Origin of the sequence: Nocardia sp. NPDC060255, assembly GCF_042727395.1 — a bacterium.
Classification (GTDB): Bacteria; Actinomycetota; Actinomycetes; order Mycobacteriales; family Mycobacteriaceae; genus Nocardia.
On sequence record NZ_JBHXAU010000016.1, the window covers coordinates 1 to 19,476 of the forward strand.

A 19,476-nucleotide genomic window follows, 5' to 3' on the forward strand; every position below is an offset into this window, starting at 1 on the left:
TAGGATCCAGTGTTTCGCTCATCATCGATCCTTCCCGCCAAGCAACGCTCGGCGTGTCAGACCAAGATCAAATCCACCGTTTCCCGGACACTCCCAAGCACTTGCCCGGATAAGTGAACCTTTCCGAAGGTCCCTGCGTGTACTGGCCCGGGTTCGTGTACTGAGAGATCTCCGATTGTGTGCTTTCTCAGGGGTTTTCGACTGGTTCATCGGATGACCGGAGTAGTGCTGGGCGCGTCGTGTGCGGTACCCGGCTTTCTCTTCCGCGGCTTGTGATGGGCAACGCTTGTGTTCCAGCGTGAGGACTGGCTGTGGTCCGGTTTAGAGAGGCTGGGAAAACGAGGCAGGCACGGGGTTGTTGATGCCGTCGAGGCGAGTCAAATGGTCGTTGGCGTGATCGAGCAGAGTCATATGGTTACTGGTGAAGATCGTTTAGCGACCATATGACTCTGCTCGATGTTGGGCCCCTGCGGATGGCTAGATGAGCCAGCTTTTGCGTTGGTAGAAGGCGGCTTCTTCGTCTTCCTGGTCGAGGGGGAGGACGTCTCGGTTGGCTTTGCGGGCGGCGATCGAGCGGGCGATGGCTTCGCGTTGTTCGCGGGCCTCGGTCTCCAGCCGCTCTCGCTCTTCGGCTTCGGCGCGGGCCTTTTCCAGCTCCTCCGAGTGCTCTGACCAGAATTCCCGCATGTCGGCGGCGGCGGCCTCGGCGAGGTCGCGGCTGGTGTCCGCGGTCTTGCGGTTGATCTGCTCCAGCTCGTCCAGCAGCAGCGCCGAGCGGCGACGGCATTCCTCGGCGACGCGCTCGATCTCCTCGGCGTAACTCACGATGTCGATTCTCCCCGATCCGCAGGTGGACATCAGCGCGCGGCTTCGCGCCGACACTCGGCTCCGCGTTGTGCGGGCAGCGCGCCATCGACGCGCACTCCCCGCCGCATCCGCACTAGGCTACCGGCTCACCGCTGCACCGCGGAGGCTCACAACGGACCCGCCTCTGCCAGATCTCCCATCGGGCCTGCCTCGGCCAGTTCCGCGCCGCTGTCGAATGGCGCGTCCGGATTCTGTTCTCCTGGCAGGCGTTTGGGCCGGTGTTCGCCGTCTTCACCGCGGCGCATGGGCGGCGGGGTGCCGACCCTGCCGTTCGGTTGGCTGGTGCTCTCTTCGTCGGCATGCGGCTTGTCGCCTGCTTTGTCCTGGCCGGGTGCAGCCGGGGCGGAGTCGGAAGGCAGCGGCTGCGCACCGGGCGCGGGCGAAGGCCTTTCACCGGGCGCGGGCGATGGCTTCTCGCCGGGCGACGCGGATGACGGCTTCTCGTCAGTCGCAGGCGAGTGCTTTTCTTCGGTCGCAGACGGCGCGGGATCCTTCGGCTCGTGCACCTCGATAACCGGCATCCCGTGTTCGTCCAGCCGCACGCTGAACTCCTGCGCCTTGCCGTCGGCTTCGGACATCACCAGTTTCAGCTGGCCGTCCGCCATCTCGAACTTCAGATGCTTACCGGCAACATCGAATTCGGCCGCGGGCTTACCATCCGGCTTTCCGTCGCCGTTCTTGTCGACCTGCGTCGGATCGACGATCCCCTCGACCATCTTCACCGCGTTGTCGACACCGTCCTTGACCGTCCCGGACAGCGAGTTGATCCCGGATTCGACCAGGTTGCTGATCCCGGATGTCAACGGCGACAACTGACTCGCCACTTGGCTCAGCGCCGGTAGCCCCGCCAGCGACGACGTATTCGGAACCGTCGGTGTCGTAGGCGTAGTCGGCGTCGCAGGCGTGGTGGGTGTTGTCGGCACGCTCGGGGTCGGCACCGTGCTTGCCGGAACGGTAGGTGTCGAGGGTGCCGACGGCGACGCGGGCGTCGACGGTGTGCTCGGCGTCGACGGCGCAGGCGTAGTACTCGCCGGAACCGTTGGCGCGGCTGGATTCCCGGGCTGGACGGTGTCCTTCGGCTTATCCGGTGCCGGGGCACCCGCCGGACGCGGGTAGGCAGCGACCGTCATCAGGCTCATCGAATTGATGATCGAGCCGTAGGTACTCGTGACAGCCTTATCGGTCAGGTCGCACGCGTCGGTGAACTTGTGCACCTTGGCCAGATAGTCAGGCTTGAACACGTTGTCCAGCCAGTGCTGGCAGCGATTATTGATGCGTTTGCGGTATTCGTCTCCCGGCCCGACGAGGAAACTTCCCGATCCCTGACCTTCGTTCAAATCAGGAAAGATCTTCCGCAGTTTATCCAGCAAAGTGTCACCGAAGATGGAAGTGCTCACACCCACTGATGTGCCGGAGATGATGTCATCGATATCCTCCGGAGTCTTATCGGCGATCTTGATATCCTCGCCGTTCTGCAGGATGTAGCGCACCACCTCCGCCTTGATCTTGACCGCGGTTCGCAGTGCGTCTCCCGCGGCCGCAATCGTCTTCCAGGCGTCGTTCGCGGTCTTCCAGTCGGTGCTCGCGCGATCGATCTGCTGGTTCAGCATGATGGCGGCCGAATCGGCGGCCGCGCCTTGCCAAATGCTCCCGAGCACGTTCGACTGCGTCCGCTGCTTGTCTAGTTCCGAGTTCGTCACCTGCAGCGCCACTTGCAGCGCCGCCGCGAGGTCGCGCAGCTTGCCCTCGTCCATCCCGTTCTGCTCGTAGAACCGCTTGTGCAGCTGCGCGTAAGTCGACGGGAGTTCGTCTTTGTTGAATGCGCGCGTGAATCGCGGTTCGAACTTCTCGAAATACAACAGGCCGCGCGACCCGATATCCAGATACTCTTTGACGGTCGCGTTCGCGGGAACACTGAAAGCCATGTCCGCCCCTATGCCTTGTTACCGTTGTCGATCTTATCGATATCGAACGAAGTCTGTTCATCGGTATTCGAGATCTTCACCACGGCGGCCCCCACCGCTTCCCCCATGGCCAGCGTCGCCTCCGACCAGTTCCCGAGCCACGTGTAGATCGTTTCAAGCCCGGCCTGAATCTTGCGGCCCTGATCGCCGTAGTGCTCGCCCGCTTGGGCCGGGCCGAACATATGGTGACTCAAGTCCTTCGCGCGGTCCCGCACGGCATGTCCGGACATGCTCAGCTCATTGCCGAGCCGCCCCAACTCCCCCGTCTTGACGCCGACCAACTCGGATCCGGTCACGCGATCCCCTCCGTCCCTGCCTCGTACGATCTCCCCGGACTTACGTCGGCGCCGGGCGTCCCCATACTTCCTTCGACGCGGCACGACGACGTTCGGTTCCATCGAATCCGGCACAAGGCCGTCCCCGGGGAAAATCTACTTGGACGGAAACGGCACGAACAACCGGCCGACGACGAGCTACGTGCCGATCTTCCCGTGGTCGGTGCGCACCCACTCCGACGTACCGTCGGGATGCCGGTGGAATTCCCACGCCGCGTAGTCGCCGTCGCGCTCGACGACCGTGACGTGGTCGGCGAGGCCGTCGTGGTCGTAATCGGTCCAGACCTGCATCGAGTCGCCACCGTTGGTGGTGATGGTGTCGAGGGTGCCGTCACCATCGATGTCCTGGGTGGGGTGGTGCAGTTCGACGGCGCCCAGGCCGTCCAGCGACGAGGACGCGTCGATGCCGGGTAGTTCCAGACCCGGCAATTCACCCGAGGTGATCATTACTCCTCCTCAGCAGGACTCGTGGTGCTGTCATCCAATGACCCGACAACAACGCTATCGCTCCATCCTGACATCCATAGCAGCCCGACGCAGCCCCCTGGGCCTCACTTCTTCGGCATCAGCAGCCACAGCACCAGGTAGACGATGAACTGCGGGCCGGGCAGCAGGCAGGAAAGCACGAACAGCAGGCGCACGATATTGGCATTCCAGCCGAGGTATTCGGCGATGCCGCCACAGACTCCGGCGATCCACTTGTCGTGGGTGGAGCGGGCGAAACGGCGGGTAGGTGCGGTCATGGTCTTCCCTCTCTGATGATGATCTCTTCGAACTCCACTCTGCCGATCCGCACACCGTGGCACATCGGTCCGTGGTGCTATGCCGACCCTGATTTCCTACATCCCTGGTTCAGGGTGTTACCCCGAGTAGGGGGTGGGCTGCGCGAACACGGCAGACTTAGGAAAGTGAGTACCACTCTGCACGCGCGCGGACTGTCCGCGGGACACGGCGAACGCACCCTGTTCGACGACCTCGATCTCACCCTGGCCCCGGGTGACGTGATCGGCTTGGTCGGCGCGAACGGCGCGGGCAAGTCGACGCTGCTGCGCATGCTGGCGGACCGGCGCACCCCCACCGGCTCCATCACACTGAGCCCGCCCGACGCGACCGTCGGCTACCTCGCGCAGGAACCCGAGCGGGTGCCCGGCGAGACGGTACTCGAATTCCTCGGCCGCCGAACGGGTGTCACCGAGGCGCAGCGAACCATGGACGCCGCCGCGGAACGCATCGCCGACGGCGGCGAAGACGAGTATTCACCAGCATTGGAGCGGTGGCTCGCTCTCGGCGGCGCCGACCTCGACCAGCGCGCCGCGGAGGTCGCCGCCGATCTCGGCCTGATCGCCAGCCTGCCCACCGGCCTCGACACCCCGATGACGGGCCTGTCCGGCGGCCAGGCCGCGCGCGCGGGACTGGCGTCGGTGTTGTTGTCCCGCTTCGACATTCTGCTGCTCGACGAGCCGACCAACGACCTGGACCTGGACGGCCTCGCCCGCCTGGAGCAGTTCGTCACCGGTGTCCGGGTGCCGCTGGTGGTGATCAGCCACGACCGAGAGTTCTTGGCGCTGACCGTGAATCGGATCGTCGAGCTGGATCTGGCACAGCAGCAGGTCGGCGTGTACGACGGCGGCTACGAGGCGTACCTGACCGAACGCGAGATCGCCCGCCAGCACGCGCGCGAGGCCTACGAGGAGTTCGCCGACACCAAGGCGGGCCTGGAGGCGCGGGCGCAGATGCAGCGCAACTGGCTCGAGCACGGGGTGCGCAACGCCCGCCGCAAGGCCCGCGACCCGAAGAAGGTCGACTCGGACAAGGCGGGCCGCAAGATGCGCGCCGAGTCCACCGAGAAGCAGGCCGCCAAGGCCCGCCAGACGCAACGCCGCATCGAACGCCTCGACGCGGTCGAGGAGCCGCGCAAGGAGTGGGAGTTGCGGATGACCATCGGCGCCGCGCCCCGCAGCGGGTCGGTGGTGGCCACGCTGTCCGACGCGACGGTCACCCAGGGCGATTTCACCCTCGGCCCGATCACCACCCAGGTCGACTTCGCCGACCGGATCGTGCTGACCGGCGCGAACGGCTCCGGCAAGTCCACGCTGCTCGCGCTGCTGCTCGGAAAGATCAAGCCGCACACCGGATCCGCCACGCTCGGCTCGGGGGTGGAGATCGGCGAGGTCGATCAGGCGCGCGGCCTGTTCCGTGGCACCACCTCGCTGGCCGACACTTTCGGCGCGCAGATGCCGGACTGGCCGGACGCCGAGGTCCGCACCTTGCTCGCCAAGTTCGGCCTGCGCGGCTCACATGCGTTGCGCGCCTGCGAAACCCTGTCCCCCGGCGAACGCACCCGCGCCGCCCTCGCACTGCTGCAGGCGCGCGGCGTGAACCTGCTCGTGCTCGACGAACCGACCAACCATCTGGACCTGCCCGCCATCGAACAGCTCGAGCAGGCCGTCGAATCCTTCACCGGCACACTGCTGCTGGTCACCCACGACCGCCGCATGCTGGACACCGTCCAGGCCACCCGCCGCTGGCACATGGACTTCGGCAAGCTCACCGAAACCGCCTGACGAGCCGAACTCGTCAGGCGGCGTACGGATCAGACCGACCCGACGCGCTTGGCGAGGTCCTCGGCGAGCTGCCTGGCCTGGGCGGGATCGGTGGCTTCCACCATCACGCGAACCAACTGCTCGGTGCCGCTGGGGCGCAGCAGGACTCGGCCGGTATCGCCGAGGATGCGTTCGGCTTCCCGCACCGCGTCCCGGATTTCGGGTGCCGCCGCGACCAGCGATTTGTCGCTGACCGGTACGTTCACCAATACCTGTGGCACCGTTCGCAATACGGCGGCGAGGTCGGCGAGGCTGCGCCGGGTCCGTGCCATCCTGGCCATCAGCTTCAGGCCGGTGAGGATGCCGTCGCCGGTGGTGCCGAACTTCGGGAAGATGACGTGCCCCGACTGTTCGCCGCCCAGCGTATAACCGCCGCGGCGCAGTTCCTCCAGCACATAGCGGTCACCAACGGCGGTGGTGAGCAAGGTGATTCCGGCTTCCCGCATGGCGATGTGCAGGCCGAGGTTACTCATCACGGTGCCGACCAGGGTGTCCTTCGCCAGCTCACCGGCCTCGTGCAGATCGAGCGCGAGCACCGCCAGGATCGCGTCGCCGTCGACGACATTGCCGTCGGCGTCGGCCGCTAGGCACCGATCGGCGTCACCGTCGAGGGCCAGCCCCAGATCGGCGCCGTGCTCACGCACCGCCCGCTGCACCGTGTCCAAATGCGTTGAGCCGCAACCATCGTTGATATTGAGGCCGTCCGGCTCGGCGTTGATCGCGATCACCGTCGCGCCCGCCTCCCGGAACGCGGCGGGCCCCACCTCGGACGCCGCGCCGTGCGCGCAGTCGACCACCACGGTCAGCCCGGACAGGTCCTGCCCGGTCGCCTCGACCAGATGCTCGACGTACCGCTCATGGGTGCCCGCGACGCTGTACTGGTCCGGCACCACCTGTCCGTGGTCGCGCGCGCCGGAGGCGTTGACGACCCGGCCGATGCCGCGCCCGGTGGGTCGCAGTGCGGTGTCCTCGGCGAGCAGCGCCTCGATGCGGTCCTCGATGGCGTCGTCGAGCTTGTGCCCGCCCGCCGCGAAGATCTTGATGCCGTTGTCCGGCATGGGATTGTGCGAGGCGGAGATCATCACGCCGAAGCAGGCGTCGTAGAGACCGGTGAGGTAGGCGACGGCGGGCGTCGGCAGCACGCCGACCTGCAGCACGTTCACCCCGGCGGCGGTCAGCCCCGCGGTGACCGCGGCCTCCAGCATCTCACCGCTTGCCCTCGGGTCGCGGCCGACGACCGCGAGGGGACGCTCCTTGCCACTGCTCAAAATCTGGGCGGCCGCACCCGAAACGCGCAGCGCCAGTTCCGGACTCAACGACTCGTTGGCCAGCCCACGGATTCCGTCGGTGCCGAACAAACGTCCCATACCTCAGCCCCTCATCGGTGGATCCGCGGCGCGTCCGAAGACGACAGCCGGTGTTGCCACGAAGGGCACCCGAAACGCCGCGGCTTATACAGCACGAGAGCAGGCGACCAGCCGTTGCTGGAAGCCTGCTCTCGTACAGGTTGCCCGCCGACCGTACCGCCCCCGGCACCTCCAGGGTGCCGGATGACGGTGGTCGGCGAGGCCAAAATCAGCGCTTCGAGTACTGCGGCGCCTTACGCGCCTTCTTCAGACCGTACTTCTTACGCTCGACGGCACGCGGGTCACGCGTCAGGAAGCCGGCCCGCTTCAGGGCGGGGCGGTCGTCCGGGGTGACCTCGATCAGTGCGCGGGCAATGGCCAGACGCAGGGCGCCGGCCTGTCCCGACGGGCCGCCGCCGTGCAGCAGGGCGATGATGTCGAAGTTCTCGGCCCGCTCGACGGTCACCAGCGGCGACTTGACCAGCTGCTGGTGCACCTTGTTCGGGAAGTAGTCCTCGATGGTGCGGCCGTTGAGCACGAAGTTGCCGGAGCCCGGCACCATCCGCACGCGAACGACGGCTTCCTTACGACGGCCGACGGTCTGCACCGGGCGGTCGATCACGATCGGGGCGAAGGTCTCGACTGCGACCTCGGCCTCTTCGTAGCCTTCGCCGTCCTCGACAACCTCGGCGGCGTCGAATTCCTCGACGACGGCTTCCTCGTTGAATTCCTCAGGAGCGGTCACTGGGCCACCTGCTTGATCTCGAATGGAATGGGCTGCTGAGCGGCGTGCGGGTGGTTCGGGCCTGCGTAGACCTTCAGCTTGCCCGCGATCGCGTTGCCGAGCTTGTTCTTCGGGATCATGCCCTTGACGGCCTTCTCCACGAGCCGGTCCGGACGGCTCTCCAACACCTGACCGACAGTGCGCGACTTGAGGCCGCCCGGGTGCCCGCTGTGGTGGTGGATCAGCTTGTCCGCCTTCTTGTTGCCGCTGATGGCAACCTTGTCGGCGTTGATGATGATGACGAAATCGCCACCGTCGAAGTTCGGTGCGTAGGTCGGCTTCGTCTTGCCACGCAGCAGGTTCGCTGCTTGAACGGCGAGACGGCCGAGCACTACGTCAGTGGCGTCGATGACGTACCACTGACGGGTGACGTCACCAGCCTTGGGGCTGTACGTAGGCACAGTGCTTCCCTGTCTGTAGTCGGTGTTGCCGGCCAGGCATGTGGTCGAAGCTCCCGGCGGCCGGTGGAGACCCGGGATTCGATTGCACGACCGGTTGCCCGGCCGTCCATACGCCAACGAGCCACAATACCAGCCACGATCCGGCGATCGAAATCGCGTCAGATCTCGATCGGTGGCCCCGGATCGATGGCGCGGCGCGGGCCGGGCAGCAGGTAGCGCAGGGTATCGACGCCCGGCTGCCGGCAGTCCTGGTCCGCAGTCCCCTGGTCGTCACGTGCACCGCCCGCCGACAGACCGCGCACGGACGAGATGCCGGGATTGACCTCGTTGGTCACGTACGGCGTCAGCGGGCACACGATCGGGTCGGCCGCGGACGACGGCGCGGGTGCCGCGGTCAGCGTCACCTCGGCCGCGGTCAGCGCGACCCGATCACCGCCGCCCGGCAGCGCGACCACCGCCAGCGCCAGCGCGCCGACCACCGTGTGCGCGCCGAACAGGTTGTCCTTCATCTTGTTCCACAGTTTCCCCTTGCGGGGCCGGCCCTCGTCGTCGTCCTCGGACTCCGGCTCCCGCCACCCGTGCCGCCCGGGTTCGGCATCGGACTGCGGCGCCTGATACGACCGCGCACCGGGCGCCTGGCCGGCCAGTGGCGCGCCACCGGGCGGTCGACCCTGCTCCTCGGGATACTGCCCCGGCGGGCGGGTGAAGCGCTCGGCGAGATTCGGTGGCAGCCGCGGCACCTCGTCGCGGGTGATCCTGGTCGTCGGTTCCTCGCCCTGTGTCGGATAGCCGGGCCCGTATTGCACGGGCGGCACGGTCCGCGGCGGGGACGGATCCATGTGGGGTTGTGGCACGTCCGTTCGGCGCTGCGACGACTCCGCTTGGCGCTGCGCGGACTCGGCCTGACGATGTGCGGCACCGGCCTGACGCTGCCCGGGCGCCGCCTGCTGCGGTGCGGATTCCGCCCGATAGTGCCCGGCCGGATCGCGGTACTGCGGTCCCGGATCCTGGAACTGGGTGGGATCGACCCGCGGCTGCGCCGGCTCGGCATGCCGACCCGACGGCTCCGGCTCCTCGGCTTCGGTATCGGTCACCAGCAGGTGTGCCGCACCGAGCACGAGCGCGTGCATCGGATGATCGGCGACCTGCAACCGGTGGCCGAGATGGTTCTGGAAGGCCAGCCGCAGCGCGTCGTTGAAGCAGACGTTGCCCGACAGCAACACCGTCGAGGTGTCCGCGCCGATCGAGCGGGCCGCGGCCATCACCTCGATCACCACGTTGTCTGCGGACCTGGCATCGCGCATCGACTCCATGGTCACCGGCACGTCCACCGATTCGGTCGGCTGCTCGTCGTCGCCGTGCACCGCGACGACCAGCACGGTCCGTCCGTCGGAGTACACCCCGGTCGCGCCGATGCCGTGCGGCCTGGCCTGGTCCGGCGGGTGCACCAGCCCGAGCGCACGCACATAGCCGGACAACGCGACGCTCTCCGGCAGCGGCTCGACGGTCACGTCGAGCTGTTCCACCAGCCCGGCGTACACCTCGACCTTCTCGTCCGGCCAGCTGTCCGGGAACGGCAACGCCACCAGATCCGGCTTGCCGCGCAAGTGCTTACCGATCGAGGCCAATGGGTTGTACATCCTGGCCCGGAACACCAGCTCCGCGGGCCAAGTGGCCCCGGCCACCACGATCTGCGGATGGCCGAGAATGTCACGGACATCCGCGATCGCCATGCCGAGATCCGGTCGCTGCCGGTCCACGCCCGCCGTGTGCAACCGCCCCGACGAATCCGCCAGCAGATACGCCGGTGGTGTCCACATACCTTCCACCTGGACCGGGCGGATCGGTGTGCCACCGCCACCCGCGGCCACGGACACCACATCCCAGCCGAGATGTACCGCCCCTACTCGCACCGTCACAGGCATAAGTGTGCCTGGTGTGCGGCCGAGATGCTTGCTCTTGTCCGGAGCCCCCGGTAGTGGCCGGAAAATCGCTCGCCCGTCACGCCGCCGACGCCTTCAGTCGCAGCCGCCGCCAGGTGATGACGGCGAGCACCAGGGTGATCAGTACCAGCGCGGCGACGTCCAACGCCCAGATGCCCGGCGTGTGCTGCCATAACGTGTCCGGCTGCGCGCTGGGGAACACCTCACGAATGTTCACCGTCGAGGCACCGGCCGCATACCCCCAGCGCGCCGGGAACAACCAGGACACCTGCTCGAGCACCACCCGGCCGGTGACCGGGATCAGCCCGCCCGCCATCACCAGCTGCACCATGATGGCCACCACCAGCAGCGGCATCACCTGCTCGTTCGACTTGGCCAGCGACGAAAGCAGCAGGCCGACAACGACACAGCACACCGCGGTCAACGCGATGTCGATGTACAGCTCCCCGCTGCCCGAGGCGAGCACCGCGCCCTCGTCCGGCCGTTTCTTGCCCGCGAGCACGATGCCGACCAGCACCGCCGACTGAAACAGCGCGGTGATACTGAACACCGCGATCTTCGCCGACAGATAGGCCGACGGCAGCAGCCCGACCGCGCGCTCGCGCTGGAAGATGGTGCGCTCGCCGACCAGATCGCGCACGGTGAGCGTGGATCCCATGAAGCAGGCGCCGAGGATCAGCACGACGAGCAGCTGCTGGGTCTCGCCGCCGCCGGTGGGCACAAAGGTGCCGTCCGGCAACGCCTTCAGCGCGCCGCGCTGGAAACCGTCCTTGCCCGGCACCACCAGCGACAGCGCGCCGAGAATGAACGGCAGGATCACCAGGAACGACAGATAGCCGCGATCGGCCAGGATCAGCCGGATCTGGCGGCGCGACAGCGTCGAGAACTGTTTGCCGCCACTGGATTGCGGTGGTGAGCCCGCGGACCCGTACTGCTGGGGTGGCGGTGGCGGCGGTGGCGCGAACGCCTGCCTGGATCGATAGGCGGCGAACGCCTGATCCGGGTTGGCCGCCACGTTGGCGAAGATCTCCGCCCAGTCGGTGGTGCCGAGCGCCGCGCCGACCCCGGCCGGGTTGCCGCAGTAGGCGGTCTTGCCGCCGGGCGCGAGCAGCAGCACCTGGTCGCACATGTCCAGGTGGGCGATGGAGTGGGTCACCACGATCACCACGCGGCCCGCGTCGGCCAGCTCGCGCAGCATCACCATCACCTGCCGGTCCAGCGCCGGGTCGAGACCCGAGGTCGGCTCGTCCAGGATCAGCAGCGAGGGGCCGGTGAGCAGTTCCAGCGCGACCGACGCGCGTTTGCGCTGACCGCCGGAGAGCCGGTCCACCCTGGTGTCGGCATGCTCGGTCAGTGAAAGTTCTTTCAGCACACCGTCGATCACCTGTTGCCGGTCGGCCCTGCTGTTGTCCGGCGGCAGCCGCAGCTCGGCCGCGTAGCCGAGCGCCTGCCGCACGGTGAGCTGGCGGTGCAGCACATCGTCCTGCGGCACCATGCCGATCCGGGAGCGCAGCGCCTCGTACTCGGCGTGCAGATTGCGGCCCTCGAAGGTGACCACACCGCCGGAGGGCCGGGTGGTGCCCGCGATCAACCTGGACAGTGTCGACTTGCCCGCGCCGGACGGACCGATCAGCGCGGTCAGCGTGCCCCGGCTGGCCTGCATGTTCACATCGACCAGCAGCTGCTTGTTGCCCTCGACGGTGAACGCCACCCCGTGCACCGCGAGCCCCTGCTCGGCCACCGGCTTCTGCCGCAGCACCAAAGTGCCCTGCTGGACAACGAAGTCGATGTTGCCGATGGTGATGATGTCGCGCTCGCGCAGCACCGCCTGCTGCTGGCGGTGGCCGTTGACGAAGGTGCCGTTCGCCGAGCCGAGGTCCTCGATGGTCAGCCCGTCGCCCGCCGCGACGAGGCGCGCGTGCTTGCGCGAGGCCAGCGGATCGTTGACGACGATCTGGTTGTCGGTGGTGCGCCCGATCGTCAGGCCACCGGCGGGCAGCCGATCGGCCCTGGCGATCGGCGCGGTCGAGGCCCGTGCCCGCACCGGCGGCATGTTCGAGGTGTCGGCGCGGGTGGTCAGATTGACATTCACCTGCGGCGGCGCGTCCTGCGGCTGCTGATAGGCCGGGCGCTGGAACTGCTGGGCGGGCCGCTGACCCGACTGCGGCGGGTGCGCCGAGGGGCGCTGCGGGGGTTGTGGATTGGCGGGCAATAGATGGAGCAGCGGTCCACTGATCGCGTCGCCGAGGCGCACCTGCGTCGGCCGATCGATCGACACCGGTTGGGCGAGCCGGCGCGCGTCGACGAACACGCCGTTCGTGCTTCCGTTATCGGACAGCACCCAGGCGCTACCCTGCCAAGCGAGCGTCGCGTGTACCCGCGAAACCAGCGGGCTGTCGACGAAAAGCGTCACCTCCGGCGCACGGCCCATGGTGACCTGCTGGCTCGAATCGAAGACTCGTTCGTTTCCATCATGGCGCACGGTGATGGTCTGCGCCCCCGGTGAAGACATGCAGCGGATACTATTCCATCACCCGGACATCGGCGGTGCCCCCGACGCGCCTTTTGCCCCGATCCGGCGACGATATTGAACGTGATACCGGCCGATTCAGGGGGAGCCTTGCCGAAAGTCCGTGCGACGGCGATCATTACCGCCGTCTTGATCGTTGTGGTGCTGGTCGCGGGCTGCACCAGACTGGTGGACGGCCGCGCCGTCTCCATTTACGACGACCCGTTCAAGGTGGCGGGATTGCCGACCACGAGTGGTCCGAGCGGCCCGCGCGACGGTGTTCCGGACAGCCCCCTCAAGGCCACCAATGGTGACGGCGGCCCCGAGGACACCCTGGCCCTCAACGCCGTCGACGACATCCAGACCTACTGGCACGCCGAATTCGGCAAGGAATTCCAGAGCGGCGATTTCAAGCCGGTCGACACCCTGCTGTCCTGGAGCGCGAAGGCGCCACGCAGCGATGCACGGGAATTCTGTAAGGAGACCACCTTTCACCTGGTGAACGCGGCCTACTGCCGATTGGACAATTCCATCGGCTGGGACCGTTCCGTACTGCTGCCCGCGATGACCGACACCTTCGGCAAGATGGCCGTGGTCATGGTGCTCGCGCACGAATACGGGCACGCCGTGCAGACCATGGCCAGGCTGGTCGGCGCCAAAGACCCGGTGATCGTCAAGGAACAGCAGGCCGACTGCTTCGCAGGCGCGTTCATGCGCTCGGTCGCCGAGGGCAAATCCAAGCACTTCACCATCAACACCTCCGACGGCCTCAACAACGTGCTCGCCGCCACCGTCGCCATCCGCGACTCCGACCCGAGCGACCCGGAGAGCGTGCACGGCTCGGCCTTCGAACGCGTCACCGCGGTGCAGGCCGGTTTCACCGATGGCGCGAAGGGCTGCAAGCGCATCGACATGGACGAGATCAACCAGCGGCGCGGCTCGTTGCCGAAGGATTTCAACGGCGACACCGGTCGCGGCGAATACGAGATCAACAAGGACACCCTGGTCGAACTCAGCAAGGCCCTCGGCGCGCTGCTGCCGACCAAGCCTTCGCCGACCTACGACTACTCCGGTGCGAAGATCAACTGCCCCAACGGCGTCGCCACCGAGCCGGTCAGCTATTGCCCGGACACCAACACCATCGGCACCGACATTCCCTCCCTCGCCCAGCGCGGCACCTCGAACTGGGATGTCGACGATCCGCTGCCGTTGAAGGTGACCGGCGACTACAACGGTTACATAGTCTTCATTTCCCGATACACCCTCGCGGTGCAGAAGAACCACGGCCAGGACCTGATCGGCCCGAAGACCGGGCTGCGGGCGGCCTGCCTGTCCGGGGTGGTCACCGGCAAGCTCGCGGCGCCGAACCGCCCGACCTCGCAGGGCGACATCGGCCTTGCCGCAGGCGATCTCGACGAAGCGGTATCCGGCCTGCTCACCGACGGATTGGCGGCCAGCGACGTGCAGGGCAACACCGTGCGCAGCGGCTTCGCCCGCGTCGACGCGTTCCGCGCAGGCGTGATCAACGGCGAAAAGACCTGCATCTCGAGGTATTCGTAATCGGCTAGCCGCCGAAGGGCGGTGGAGCGGTGTGTTCGAAGCGCAGGACGCGGTTGCCGAGCATGACCTCGGCGCCGGGCACCAGGACCATGGATTGGTTGGGGGCCAGGCGAATCCAGTCGCGGTAGCCGGGCAGGCGGGTGCGGGTGCCGTTGGTGGAGCCGCGATCCACCACGGTCACATCCCAATTCAGTAGGTGGATCTCGGCGTGCGCGCGGGACATGCCGCCGGAGGAGTCGTCCACCCGCAGCGGGACCAGCCCGCGCTGCGCGGCGTCGGAATGTTCTGGGTCGCGGCCGATCACGGCGTCGGCGGCGAGCACGTAGGTCATGCCGTCGTCGAGGATCAGCATGCCGAGCGGCGGGCGGATCACCTCGATCAGCGCCTGGGTCTGATCCACCGGCATGCCACAGACGGTGCAGAACGCCGCGCGCGGATCGCTGGGATGCGCTCTGGCGCACTTGAATCCCATCACCTTGACGGTGAGCGCGGTGGCCTTCGCGGTCGCCTCCAACCGGCGCTGCAGCTCCGGATCGGGCGGCGGGGCCGGGGTGGTTCCGCTCCCCTCGGTGTGCGCGTTGTGCAGGTCCTCGTCGGGTCCGTGCGCGGCGGTCGAGGCCTGACTTCCGGTGTGCGGCTCCGGTTCTCGCTGCTCTTCGGGCAGGTCGTGGTCGATCCGCGCGGTCGGCAGCCGTTCCTCTTCGTCGTGCTGCCGCGGGCCCGTGCGCGGCAGGCCCGACAGCGCCCTGGTGCGCACCTCGTCGGACCAGATGATCGCGCCACCCGCCTGTGCGATGCCCTCGACCAGCCAGCCGATGCCGCGCTGCGCGGGCAGTTCGGGGATCCGACCCTTCGCGTCGTCGGCGAACAACGCGACGGCCCGGGCGGGCACGCCCGCCACCCGGTCCACGGTGAACGCCGCGTCACCGCCCCGATACCGCTCGACCGTGCCGTGCCCGGCCAGCACCGCCGTCACCGCGCCGTGCAGAAATACCGCCACCCCACCGTTTTCCGCGGTGGACAGGATGCCGAAATCGATCGGCTCCCCCGGACTGATCTGCTCGGCGTGCTTCATCAGCCACCGGGTGGCCTGGCGCGCGATCAACGCCCCCGGCCCTTTCGGCTGCTGCTCGGTCGCCTCGCGCACCAACTCGGCCAACGATTCCAGGGCGAGTACGGCGGGCGAATCCGGTGTCGGCCTGCCCTGTCCGCGATGCCCGACCACCACCACCGCCCCCGCGACACGCACCACCGCGTGACCTCCGACGACGACCTCGACCTGCCGGTCCATCAGAGGTATCGGCCTCTGCCGAGCACGCGGTCCGGGGTCGTCGTCACACGAACCAGGGTATTGCAATCCGACAACTATCGACCCCCCTCGCAGGCGTCCGTCCGGTAACTTCAGTGACAGCACGTGAAGAAACGAGGACCCGTCATGGTTCGGACATCGCGAATCGCGCTTGCCGCGTCGTGTATCGCATTGGCTGGTCTTTTGACCGGGTGCGGCGGCGTGCGGGGCACCGCAACCGCGGGCGAAGTCGACGTACGCCAGCTAGAGGTCGGGACCTACGCGGTCGACCGTCACCAGTACAACCAGGACCCGGGCGACAAGGCCGCGCTCCTCGAGGGCATGCGCATGTCGGACGCGGTGGTCCCGACCGTGCAGATCGATCCGTCCCTCAAGGTCGGCCGGGGCAGCACGGTGATCGCCGACGCCGATCAGGCGCTGGATTTCGTCGCCAAGGTCTCCAAGCCCGTCTTCGACGACCGCAAGCTGATCACCGGCTACGCCGCCAGCGGCGCCGACCAGCCCGACCCGGCCGGGCAGACCAACCCGGCCCCCGACGCCACCGCGGTCACCACCGCGCTGTTCCGCTTCCCCGACCCGGCGGTCACCAAACTCGCCGCCCGCGAGCTCGAGGACGTCGACATCGCCATCTCGCCGGACAACCGCAAACTGCCGTCGACCAAGTACCCCGACGCCTATATCCATTGGCGCCCAGGCGTTCCCACCGTCGGCACCTTCATGGCCTACAAGGAATTCGTCATCTCCCTGTTCATCCAGCGCCCGCGCGCCGACAGCGCCGACCTGACGAGCTGGGTCGACAAGACGCTCGCCGCGCAGGTCGCCCAGCTGGACAAGTTCCAGGCGACGCCGCAGGACCAGATCAAGAATCTGAAGGTCGATCCCGACGGACTGCTCGCCCGGGTCGCCGTCAGCGATCGCAAGAACCGCGCCCCCGACGCCGCCACCTTCGCCATCTTCGGCCCGCACTATATGGTGCACCGTGCCGAGGACGAATCCGCGCACCTGCGCCTGGTCGACGACGCGGGCGTCGACCGCCAGGCCATCGCCGACGACAGCTACGTCGCGCGCACCAGGGACACCGCCGCCGCGCAGAAACTGGCCGACGGTCTGATGGAAAGCGAAGGGGCGCACTACGACACGCTCGGCGCACCCAAGGACGTGCCCGGCGCCAAATGCTTGCAGCTCAATAGCAAAGGCAATCCGGACCGCGAATACAAGTTCCGGTGCTACGTCTCGTACAAGCGTTATGTGGGTGTCGTGACCAGCGACAAAGAACCGGATGTCCGGCAGAAGGTGGCCGCCGAGTACGCGCTACTGGCGAACAGTCTGTGAGGTCGGATCCCGAACGTTGTGGTCGGGTGCCGCGGTGGGTGGTGACGTAGGATTCCGCGGGTACCACAGCCGTCAGGGGGAGATGTTGCAGCTCAGCGCGCGGACGACGCCGCGAAGAACGGCGTATGCCCTGGTCATGGCGGCAGCATTGGCGTTCGTCAGCGGCGGGTGCGGATCGGATGAGCAGCCTGCGGACCACTCGGCTCCCGCCGTTGATCTCGGCAAGCTGGACGTCGGGAATTACGATTCGAATCCGCGTCAATTGGGTGCGGTGAAAAGTCTCGAACAGGCTCGGATAATCGAAGCGGAACGACTGGGCAATTTCGTGCCGGTGCCGCGGGACATCGATCCCGGGTTCGTGCACAGCAATCCGTTCATCGCCACAGTCTTCACCGACCCGAAGTTCGCCCTCGGCAGGATCATGGCTGTCGACCGGTTCGCCGAGGCCGCACCGGATTTCGTCGCAGGCTTCCAGGCCTTCGGCCGCACCGAAGAAGGTCCCCGTGGCGTCGATTTGATGAACGCGGTCATGATCTTTCCGGACGAACAGAAGGCCGCGGACGCGGCGGTCGCGCTGGAGCGGGTCGATCACGAGGCCAGCGACCGCAATACCACCGTGGCGATACCGAAATACCCTGCGGCACATGCACACTGGCAACCGAACCAGCAGTCGATCGGATCCTGGTATGCCACCGGCAAATTCGTCGTCTACACCTGGATCTATGACTACCTGAAGATCTACCTGGAAAAGGTCGATCTACCCGCATTGCTTGCGCTGGTGGAGAAGAGCCTCGACACGGTGGTTCCGTCCATCGCCGAGTTCAGTCCGACCCCGCCCGACAAACTCATGAGCCTGCCGATCGACCTGGACGGCATGCTCAACCGCACCATCGCGCGACCGACGGAAGACGCGTGGCTCAATCCGCCCGGCGCGTACAACGCCCGCACCGCGCTCCATCTCGTCAGTGACCCGGCCAGCACCCTCAGCGCCATCGAGAAAGCGGGCGCCGACAGGTACGCGACGAATGGCGTCGAACTCTATCGAGCCCGCGATTCCGCTGCGGCCGAGACGCTGCAAAAAGACATCGGTGCTCTGACGAAGCGGTTCAAGAAAGCCGACTCCCCGGCGGGTCTGCCCGCGGCCGAGTGCCGGGAGTACATCGGGCGGGGAAGCCTGGCGATTCGCTTCTACTGCTCGGTGTCCTACGACCGCTATGCCGCCTTCTCCGCGTCGCACCAGTTGCTGGACGCGCAACAGCGGATCTCCGCCGAGTACACGTTGTTGGTGAATACCCGATGAAGCGCGCGTTCGTCCTGCCCTTCGCCGCGTTGCTGGCGGCGAGCCTCACCGCGTGCGGATCGACCACGGCCGGGACCTCGCATCCCGCCGAGGTCGACATTCGCAAACTCGATGCCGGGTCCTATCCCACCGAGCCGCCCAATGCGCATGACGACGACTACCTGCCCGATTTCACCAGCATGCCGCACGTCGCCGCAATGCGATTGTCGGACTACGTGCTGCCTGCCTATGAAATCGACCCGGACCTGAAATTCGGTCAACGACCCGCCGAGATATCCCGCGGGCTGCTTCCGGCCGAGCTGGGTAACGAAGACGATTTGAAGCCGATCGCCGACCGGAACAAATTGCTGTTCGGTTTCCGGACAACCGGTTTCGATCAGAAAACGTCGATCGTCCCCTCGAGCTGGCCGATCAAGACAACTCAGCGCGCGACGGTGATCTCGACCATGGTCATGCAGTTCCCCGACGCCGAGCGGGCCACCGCCGCGGCCGCGGAGTTCTACGACGCGGATCTGAGCGCCAACCGGGATAACAATCAGCCGGTCGCTCTGCCGAAATACACTACCGCCCACGCACATTGGCGGCCTGGCACGCCATTTCTGCGCTCCACCCTCGCCCGTGGGCCTTATGTCGTCGCTTTTCTCGTCTCTACCAGCGAGCCCGACCTGAACGCACTCACCGCGCTCGCCGAAAAGTCCTACGACGCCCAGCTTCCCGTGCTGGACCAGCTGAAACCACTGACGGATGAAGAACTGTTCCAACTGCCATGGGACCCCGATCACCTACTGAGCCGCACGTTGAATCCGATCGCGGTCGAGATACCTGCGATCGGCAGCCAGGCCCTCTACGATGTGCGCGGCATCACCCAGTATGCCGACGATCTGAGTGTCGCAAAGCAACGCTTCAGTGCGATGAATGCGAATCGGTTCGCCGTTTCCAATGGCACGATCGTGGCCCGCACGTCGGATTCGGCGGCAGCGAAGAAGATTGTTGCCGAACGACTTACCCCCGCACCGGCGGCGCGCGATGCCGACGCCCCGCCGAATGTGCCGGATTCGACCTGTGTCGAGAACAAGCGCGACCCCGACGACTTCGAGACGAAAAGATTCACCTGCGTCGTCGCCTACCGTCAATACGCGGGATTCGTCACCGGGGATCAGTTGCTCGATGTACAGCAACGCGCCGCCGCACAGTACGCAATCTTCGCGAACAGCCGGTAATGC

16 protein-coding genes are annotated in these 19,476 nt (G+C 66.9%); 5 read left to right on the plus strand and 11 right to left on the minus strand.

Features of this window, described 5'->3' with window-relative positions; genetic code table 11:
• Window positions 1-477: 477 nt before the first annotated feature.
• The 5 genes from ACFWF1_RS26705 to ACFWF1_RS26725 form a co-directional block, all read right to left on the minus strand.
• Window positions 478-825: a hypothetical protein gene (locus ACFWF1_RS26705; protein ID WP_379286880.1), complete on the minus strand. Its 348-nt coding sequence runs from the start codon at window positions 823-825 to the stop codon at window positions 478-480.
• A gap of 149 nt (window positions 826-974) precedes the next feature.
• On the minus strand, window positions 975-2,792 hold the full coding sequence (locus ACFWF1_RS26710; RefSeq protein WP_379286878.1) for a hypothetical protein: 1,818 nt from the start codon (window positions 2,790-2,792) through the stop codon (window positions 975-977).
• Between the two features lie 8 nt (window positions 2,793-2,800).
• Window positions 2,801-3,127, minus strand: coding sequence for a hypothetical protein (locus tag ACFWF1_RS26715; RefSeq protein ID WP_379286876.1), 327 nt, complete (start codon window positions 3,125-3,127; stop codon window positions 2,801-2,803).
• 177 nt (window positions 3,128-3,304) lie between these two features.
• The gene (locus tag ACFWF1_RS26720; protein ID WP_379286874.1) at window positions 3,305-3,613 is read right to left on the minus strand and encodes a DUF6802 family protein; all 309 of its coding nucleotides are present in this window, start codon (window positions 3,611-3,613) and stop codon (window positions 3,305-3,307) included.
• 104 nt (window positions 3,614-3,717) lie between these two features.
• A complete protein-coding gene (locus ACFWF1_RS26725) occupies window positions 3,718-3,909 on the minus strand; it encodes a PspC domain-containing protein (RefSeq protein ID WP_379286872.1) in 192 nt (63 codons plus the stop codon).
• 165 nt (window positions 3,910-4,074) lie between these two features.
• On the opposite strand from ACFWF1_RS26725, the gene ACFWF1_RS26730 reads away from it, so the two are divergent.
• The gene (locus ACFWF1_RS26730; RefSeq protein WP_379286870.1) at window positions 4,075-5,730 is read left to right on the plus strand and encodes an ABC-F family ATP-binding cassette domain-containing protein; all 1,656 of its coding nucleotides are present in this window, start codon (window positions 4,075-4,077) and stop codon (window positions 5,728-5,730) included.
• Between the two features lie 29 nt (window positions 5,731-5,759).
• Here ACFWF1_RS26730 and glmM read toward each other — a convergent pair whose 3' ends face one another.
• From glmM to ACFWF1_RS26755, 5 genes are all read right to left on the minus strand, one after another.
• On the minus strand, window positions 5,760-7,136 hold the full coding sequence (glmM, locus tag ACFWF1_RS26735; protein ID WP_379286868.1) for a phosphoglucosamine mutase: 1,377 nt from the start codon (window positions 7,134-7,136) through the stop codon (window positions 5,760-5,762).
• A 208-nt stretch (window positions 7,137-7,344) separates the two neighbouring features.
• The gene (gene rpsI, locus ACFWF1_RS26740; RefSeq protein ID WP_357386364.1) at window positions 7,345-7,860 is read right to left on the minus strand and encodes a 30S ribosomal protein S9; all 516 of its coding nucleotides are present in this window, start codon (window positions 7,858-7,860) and stop codon (window positions 7,345-7,347) included.
• Window positions 7,857-8,300, minus strand: a complete 444-nt coding sequence (gene rplM, locus ACFWF1_RS26745; protein ID WP_107654232.1) for a 50S ribosomal protein L13 — start codon at window positions 8,298-8,300, stop codon at window positions 7,857-7,859. The genes rpsI and rplM overlap by 4 nt, the downstream gene beginning before the upstream one ends.
• 158 nt (window positions 8,301-8,458) lie before the next feature.
• Complete coding sequence (locus ACFWF1_RS26750) at window positions 8,459-10,225, minus strand: hypothetical protein (RefSeq protein WP_379286865.1); 1,767 nt, start codon at window positions 10,223-10,225, stop codon at window positions 8,459-8,461.
• A gap of 76 nt (window positions 10,226-10,301) precedes the next feature.
• Complete coding sequence (locus ACFWF1_RS26755) at window positions 10,302-12,755, minus strand: FHA domain-containing protein (protein ID WP_379286863.1); 2,454 nt, start codon at window positions 12,753-12,755, stop codon at window positions 10,302-10,304.
• Window positions 12,756-12,863: 108 nt separating this feature from the next.
• On the opposite strand from ACFWF1_RS26755, the gene ACFWF1_RS26760 reads away from it, so the two are divergent.
• Window positions 12,864-14,312 carry a metallopeptidase gene (locus ACFWF1_RS26760; protein WP_379286861.1) on the plus strand — a complete coding sequence of 483 codons (1,449 nt, stop codon included), beginning with the start codon at window positions 12,864-12,866 and terminating at the stop codon, window positions 14,310-14,312.
• Between the two features lie 4 nt (window positions 14,313-14,316).
• Here ACFWF1_RS26760 and ACFWF1_RS26765 read toward each other — a convergent pair whose 3' ends face one another.
• The gene (locus ACFWF1_RS26765; RefSeq protein WP_379286859.1) at window positions 14,317-15,603 is read right to left on the minus strand and encodes an FHA domain-containing protein; all 1,287 of its coding nucleotides are present in this window, start codon (window positions 15,601-15,603) and stop codon (window positions 14,317-14,319) included.
• Between the two features lie 219 nt (window positions 15,604-15,822).
• Here ACFWF1_RS26765 and ACFWF1_RS26770 point away from each other — a divergent pair, with 219 nt between their 5' ends.
• From ACFWF1_RS26770 to ACFWF1_RS26780, 3 genes are all read left to right on the plus strand, one after another.
• On the plus strand, window positions 15,823-16,953 hold the full coding sequence (locus tag ACFWF1_RS26770; protein WP_379286857.1) for a hypothetical protein: 1,131 nt from the start codon (window positions 15,823-15,825) through the stop codon (window positions 16,951-16,953).
• Between the two features lie 136 nt (window positions 16,954-17,089).
• The gene (locus ACFWF1_RS26775) at window positions 17,090-18,253 is read left to right on the plus strand and encodes a hypothetical protein (RefSeq protein WP_379286855.1); all 1,164 of its coding nucleotides are present in this window, start codon (window positions 17,090-17,092) and stop codon (window positions 18,251-18,253) included.
• Window positions 18,250-19,473 (plus strand): hypothetical protein, encoded by a 1,224-nt coding sequence (locus ACFWF1_RS26780; RefSeq protein ID WP_379286853.1) that lies wholly within the window; start codon window positions 18,250-18,252, stop codon window positions 19,471-19,473. Before ACFWF1_RS26775 ends, ACFWF1_RS26780 begins: the two co-directional genes overlap by 4 nt.
• The last annotated feature ends 3 nt before the right edge of the window (window positions 19,474-19,476 follow it).